Origin of the sequence: Nocardioides sp. CPCC 206348 (assembly GCF_048654705.1) — a bacterium.
GTDB lineage: Bacteria > Actinomycetota > Actinomycetes > Propionibacteriales > Nocardioidaceae > Nocardioides.
The window spans coordinates 20,498-26,201 of record NZ_JBMCZA010000233.1; the positions used below are offsets into that span (position 1 = coordinate 20,498).

Below are 5,704 nucleotides of genomic sequence, written 5' to 3' on the forward strand. Positions count from 1 at the left end.
GCGATGCCGAGGCCGATGAGCGGCACGGTGCTGAACGCCGCGCCGAGCTCGGTGGTGATGTCGAAGCCGTCGGCGCCGAGGTCGAGGGTGCGGGCGCTGCGGGCGCGAGCGCCCAGGCGCAACGCGGCCGCGTCGATGGCCGGCTGGATCGCGGCGGCCACATCGAGTCCGCCGAGCGGGCTGGAGGCGAGCGCGTCGACCAGCTCCTTGCCGATCAGGATGGCCACTGACCCGGGTACTCCGCCGTCGAGCTCGGCGATCGCGCCACCGGCGAAGGCCGCGGTGACGTGCGGCGAGCCGGGCTGGACCGGGCCCAGGGTCAGCGGGGTGACGGCCGGCAGCGACTGCGCTGCGGCCTCCGCGACTGACTGGGCCACGGACTGGGCCGGATCGGGTTCGGTGGTCATGAGTTCTCCTCGGGCGTGGTGACGATGAGGGCGGCCAGGCGCTGGCCGCGAGCACCGGGGGTGGCGTGGGCGAAGGTGTTGCCGGCGACGGTGACGTCGAGCGGGGCCGAGGCAGGGTGCGACAGGCGGACCACCGAGCCGGGCTGCAGTGCCGCGAGGACCTCGGGGTCGAGGGTGATCGGCCGGAACCGCACCGACACCGCGACGGGCACCCGGTTGAACTGTTCGTGCAGGAGCTGCGCGGACTCGGCGCGCTGGGCGCGTTCCCGGTCGGAGACGGCGCCGCTGCCCGACGCGTTCGCCAGGTGCGGCAGCAGCCCGGAGAACGGCAGGCAGATCGACATCCGGTGCGCCCGTTCGCCGATCCGCAGGTCGAGGCTCACCACCACCATCACGTCGGCGGCACTGGCGGCCTGCGCGAACTGGGGGCTGTACTCGTTGCCGGTGATCCTCGGGTCGAGGACCACGATGCCGTCGAGGGAGTAGCGCATCTCGCTGAGCAGGCGCTCGACCAGCCCGCGGATCACGCCGTCCTCGATCTCGGTCAACGGCCGGTCCGGCTGCTCGTCGGAGCCCGGCCCGCCGAGCATGTGGTCGATGCACGACATGGTCGCGAACAGCGGGATCTCCAGCACGCCCGTGCCCGGCATCGGGTCGGCGGAGAAGAGGGTCAGGTACGTCGACGGACCGAGGCTGTCGACGTACTCCGCATAGGTGCGCTGGTCGATGCCCACGAGGCTCACCGCGCAGACGGTCCGCAGCGAGCTCGTGAAGACGGTGGTCGCCTGCCGCGCGAACCCGTCGAACCCCAGCTGCAGGGTGCGCTGGTGCTCACGCGACAGCTGGATCGGTCGCCGGAAGTCGTACGGCGTCGGTTCGGCCGTACGAGCACGGCGGCGGGGCCGCTGCGGAGCGAGAGTCACGCAGGGTCCATCGTCGCCGCCATCAGGGACCTGAGGGGTCGCGACGACGCCGAGCGGCCACGACTGTGTGGCCCGAACTGACTAGCAACGGTCCCGGGGACCGTCCCGGGACTCGACGTCCTCGTTGGTCGAGGAGGTTGCGCAGCAACCGTCTCGAGACCGCTACTGCGTCACGAACTCGGTGAAGTACACCTCCATGACGTCACCGTGGTACCGGTGCTCGAGCTCCTTGTTCAGCTCGGCGCGCAGCTCCTCACGCATCTCCGGCTTGTTCACCTCGCCGACCGGTCGGCCGCTGAAGACGCTGATCGCCGCGTCGAGGGCCTTGCTGCCGTCGACCTCGTGCGCGGTCGTGGTGAGCTGCAGGGCCAGGCCCAGGCGCAGGTAGTGGCCCGACGCGAGGTTCACCTGGATCGCCTCGATCTGCACGACCTCGCCCGGCTTCGGCTCGACCTTGCCCTCGGGCTTGAGCAGGAAGTACCAGGCGCCGGCGGCGAGGAGGGCGATCGCGAGGACCACGATGCCGATCTTCTTCGTCGTGCCGGAGTCGGCCGGCTGCTCGGTGGTGGCGGCGTTCTGGGCGGTCATCGTGCTCACGGGAGTTCCTCCTGGCGGGTGCTGCCGGGTCGGCCGGAGGCCGTCGGGTGGTCGGTGTCGGTGCTGTCGTCGGTGCTGTGGCCGGTGCTGTGGTCGGTGCCGGGAGGCGGCGGCGCGTCCTCGTCATCGACGAGCCCGGCTTCGCGGCGCAGGTCGGCGTACGCCTCACCCATCAGGGCACGGGTCTCGGCCGGTGCCTGGCTGAGGACGAGGATGTCGACGCGCTTGTTGATCTTCTGCGAGTCGGCCCGGGACGGGTCGATCAGCGGCTTGGTGTGGCCGAAGCCGGTCGCGCGGAGCCGTCGCGCAGGCACTCCGTGCACCTCCTCGAGCCGGCGCAGCACGTGCGCGGCGCGGGCCAGCGAGAGCTCCCAGTCCGTCGGATAGAAACGCGGCTTCACCTTCTCCTGGGTGGTGTGCCCGTCCAGCTCGATCGGCTCCGGCAGGAGCTCCAGGACGGGTGCCAGGGTGTCGACCACCCGGCGACCGCGCGCGGTGAGCTCGGCCATGTCGGGCTGGAAGACGACGTGCTGCGAGACCAGGCTGACCACCAGGCCACGTTCGTCGATCGTCGCGCGCACGTCCTCGCGCAGCCCCTGCTTGCGCAGTGCCTTGTCGACGGCCTTCCACACCTTCAGGAGCCGGTCGACCTCGGCGGTCGCGTCGCCGTACGCCCGCTCGTTGCGGAGGCGGTCGGACTCCTTCATGATCTGCACGACCTGTTCGCGCTGCGACTCGGGGACCTGCGCGAGCAGCATCTGGTACGACGCGTCGGCGGGGTCGTTCGCGCCCTTGGCGTTGCTGATCGGGCTCTCGCCGCTGAGGATCGACTGCTCGCGGCCGAAGCCGACGGCCAGGCCTTCCCTGAGCTGCTGGTACTTCTTCTCGTCGACGGTCGACATCGCGAACATGACGATGAAGAGCACCATCAACAAGGTGACCATGTCGGCGTACGTGACGAGCCAGCGTTCGTTGCCCTCGTGGCCCTCCTCGTGCTCCTCCTCGTGATGTCGCCGGCGTGGCGGCCCGTGTCCGGACATCAGGCGGCCTCCCGTTCGGCCGTTCCGGTGGGCAGCAGCGAGCGGAGCTTCTCCGCGACCAGGCGCGGGTTGGCGCCGGCCTGGATGGCGGCGACGCCCTCGATGGCGACCTCCATCCGGGCGCACTCGAGCTCGCCGATGCGCTTGAGCCGGCTGGAGATCGGCAGCCAGATCACGTTGGCGGACATGACGCCCCAGAGCGTCGCGACGAAGGCGCCGGCGATCAGGTGGCCCAGTTCCTCGGGGCTGGCGAGGTTCTCGAGCACGTGGACCAGGCCCATGACGGTGCCGATGATGCCGATGGTGGGCGCGTAGGCGCCGGCGTCGCCGAAGAACTTCGCGGCCTGCTTGTCGTCGCGCTTCTTGGCGCGCAGCTCGGCTTCCAGGATGTCGCGTACGTCGTCCGGGTCGGTGCCGTCGATCGCCATCGTGACGCCCTTGACCAGGAACGGGTCGTCGATGTCGCGCAGGCTGTCCTCGAGCGCGAGAAGACCTTCGCGCCGGGCGCGCTCGGCGAGGCTGACCACTTGGGGCACGAGTGCGTCGGCCGGCTCGACCTTGCCGTTGAGCGCGCGGCCGATGTTCTTGCCCGCGGCCTTCGCGTCCGCCAGGGTGCCGCCGGCAACAGTCACCATGACCGTCGTACCCAGCACCAGCAGCATGGGCGGCAGGAGCAGCAGGCTCATCGGGTTGCCGCCCTCCATGATGTTGGCGACGACGATGATGACCAGACCGGCAACGATGCCGACCGGCGTGGCGATGTCCTTCACGGGGTTCCTCCACGGTGGCGGTCGGTGAGCGGTACGGCGCTCAGGCGGGTCGGTCGGGGCGCCACGGAACCCACGGGCGGGATCACGGTCGCGTCCGGGAGCGAGGAGCGGGCGACGATGAGGGCGCGGTAGCGGACCACCGACTCGAGCAGGTCGTCGAGCGACTCCGCCACGAGGTACTTGGTGCCGTCGACGAGCGTCACCACCGTGTCGGGCGTGCAGTCGACACGCTCGATCAGGTCGGCATTGAGCAGGAACACAGTTCCTGACAGTCGGGTCAACGAAATCACCGCGGCACCTCCGTGTGCGTGGATCGATTCCAGGAGCCGTCCATGGCTCGCTTCATGGGGTTCATCGGCCGGGTGGGGTAGTCCCTGACCAAAAGCACCGCGACACGCCGATTCACGGTGCTTTTGACCCGGGACTACCCCGCGACGCGGCCTCAGCGCTTGATGTTGACGAGCTCTTCGAGGACCTGGTCGCTGGTGGTGATGACCCGCGAGCTGGCCTGGAAGCCACGCTGGGCGAGGATCAGGTTGGTGAACTCGGCGGACAGGTCGACGTTCGACATCTCCAGTGCACCGGCCATGATCTGGCCGCGCTGGCCCTGGCCCGCGGTGGCGAGCTCGACGGGGCCGGAGTTCGCGGACTCGCGGAACGACGTGTCGCCGATCCGCTCCAGGCCCATCGGGTTGTTGAAGTCGGCGACGGCCAGCTGGGCGATGTCGCGCTGCACCCCGTCGGAGTAGACGCCGCGGACCTTGCCGTCGGCCGCGATGGAGTACGACGTCAGCTCGACGCCCGGCGGCAGCGGGATCGAGTTCAGGTCGATGTCGATCAGGCCACCGGTGGGCAGGCCGGCACCGTCGAGGGCGTAGCCCTGCACGCGCATGCCCGTGGGCGTGACCAGCGTGCCGGTCTGGTCGAACGTGAACGCACCGGCACGGGTGTAGACGTTCTCGGCGCCGTCGCGGGTCACGAAGAATCCGTCGCCCTGGAGCATCAGGTCGGTGGGCCGCCCGGTCATCTGCGCCGAGCCCTGGCCGAAGTTGGTCGTGGTCGCCGCGAGCTGCACGCCGAGCCCGATCTGGATCGGGTTGGTGCCGCCGCGCTCGGCGTTGCCGCCCGAGGCCGCCGTCAGCATCTGGCTCAACGTGTCGGAGAAGACGGTGGTGCTGGCCTTGAAGCCGGTGGTGTTGGCGTTGGCGATGTTGTTGCCGGTGATGTCGAGCATGGTCTGGTTGGTGCGAAGGCCGGAGATGCCGGCGAAGAGCGAGCGAAGCATGGTGGTTCTCCTTCTCGGATGGTGCGTCAGTGCTGCAAGAGGTCGGTGGTCAGGCGGGTCAGGCGGGCGTGCCGCTGGGTGTACCCGTCGTGCCGCTCGGTGGCGGCGCGGTGATGGTCGGCGCCTCCCCGACGCTGACGACGTCGGTGATGGCCACCTGGTGCCCGTCGACGCTGAGCATCGGCCCGGTCGACAGATAGGTGGTGCCCTGGACCGTGCCGCTGAGCTCGGCCCCGCTGGCGTCGTACCAACGGACGGTCTGGCCGATCATCGAGCTCGCGCCGAAGGCGAGCTGCGTGCTCAGCAGCATCGCCGTCTGGTCGGCGACGGCCTGCATCTTCTCCAGCGCGGTGAACTGCGCGGTCTGCGCCATGAACTCGCTGGAATCGGCCGGGTTGAGCGGATCCTGGTAGCGCATCTGCGCGACCATCAGCTCCAGGAAGACCTTCTGGTCACCGAAGCTGTTGGTCGGGGCGGTGCTCTTTGCTCCGGACGTGACGCCGTACGTCACGCCTTCGGTTGCGCCGATCGACATGGTGCCTCCTCACAGGTTCCGGTCGAGGCGACCGGGGGTCGGGGTCGAGGTGGGTACGACGTCCGCGGGTGCCGCGCGACGTCCTGCCTGCTCGAGGGGGTGGCCGGGTCGGCCGGGGTGGGTGTCGCGCTGGGACTGGCCGGGGTG

Annotated in this window: 7 protein-coding genes and 1 pseudogene; all 8 read right to left on the reverse strand. The window is 70.0% G+C overall.

What is annotated here, in order from left to right:
- A pseudogene (locus tag ACOADB_RS26705) lies at positions 1–407 on the reverse strand (hypothetical protein); the annotation flags it as partial.
- Positions 404–1,330 carry a flagellar motor switch protein FliM gene (locus ACOADB_RS26710; RefSeq protein ID WP_378606182.1) on the reverse strand — a complete coding sequence of 309 codons (927 nt, stop codon included), beginning with the start codon at positions 1,328–1,330 and terminating at the stop codon, positions 404–406. The pseudogene ACOADB_RS26705 and the gene ACOADB_RS26710, both read right to left, overlap by 4 nt.
- Before the next feature lie 162 nt (positions 1,331–1,492).
- Positions 1,493–1,918 (reverse strand): flagellar basal body-associated FliL family protein, encoded by a 426-nt coding sequence (locus tag ACOADB_RS26715; protein WP_378606209.1) that lies wholly within the window; start codon positions 1,916–1,918, stop codon positions 1,493–1,495.
- Between the two features lie 5 nt (positions 1,919–1,923).
- Positions 1,924–2,967 (reverse strand): OmpA/MotB family protein, encoded by a 1,044-nt coding sequence (locus ACOADB_RS26720; RefSeq protein ID WP_378606185.1) that lies wholly within the window; start codon positions 2,965–2,967, stop codon positions 1,924–1,926.
- On the reverse strand, positions 2,967–3,737 hold the full coding sequence (locus tag ACOADB_RS26725; protein ID WP_378606188.1) for a motility protein A: 771 nt from the start codon (positions 3,735–3,737) through the stop codon (positions 2,967–2,969). The genes ACOADB_RS26720 and ACOADB_RS26725 overlap by 1 nt, the downstream gene beginning before the upstream one ends.
- A complete protein-coding gene (locus ACOADB_RS26730; protein ID WP_378606191.1) occupies positions 3,734–4,027 on the reverse strand; it encodes a flagellar FlbD family protein in 294 nt (97 codons plus the stop codon). The genes ACOADB_RS26725 and ACOADB_RS26730 overlap by 4 nt, the downstream gene beginning before the upstream one ends.
- Positions 4,028–4,179: 152 nt before the next feature.
- Positions 4,180–5,022 carry a flagellar hook-basal body complex protein gene (locus ACOADB_RS26735; RefSeq protein WP_378606194.1) on the reverse strand — a complete coding sequence of 281 codons (843 nt, stop codon included), beginning with the start codon at positions 5,020–5,022 and terminating at the stop codon, positions 4,180–4,182.
- 58 nt (positions 5,023–5,080) lie between these two features.
- Positions 5,081–5,557, reverse strand: coding sequence for a flagellar hook capping FlgD N-terminal domain-containing protein (locus ACOADB_RS26740; protein WP_378606197.1), 477 nt, complete (start codon positions 5,555–5,557; stop codon positions 5,081–5,083).
- Between the last annotated feature and the right edge of the window lie 147 nt (positions 5,558–5,704).

Excerpts from the sequence above, each read along its gene's own strand:
- ACOADB_RS26715 (WP_378606209.1), bottom strand. The coding sequence starts at position 1,918 with ATGACCGCCCAGAACGCCGCCACCACCGAGCAGCCGGCCGACTCCGGC.
- ACOADB_RS26720 (WP_378606185.1), bottom strand. The coding sequence starts at position 2,967 with ATGTCCGGACACGGGCCGCCACGCCGGCGACATCACGAGGAGGAGCAC.
- ACOADB_RS26735 (WP_378606194.1), bottom strand. The coding sequence starts at position 5,022 with ATGCTTCGCTCGCTCTTCGCCGGCATCTCCGGCCTTCGCACCAACCAG.
- ACOADB_RS26740 (WP_378606197.1), bottom strand. The coding sequence starts at position 5,557 with ATGTCGATCGGCGCAACCGAAGGCGTGACGTACGGCGTCACGTCCGGA.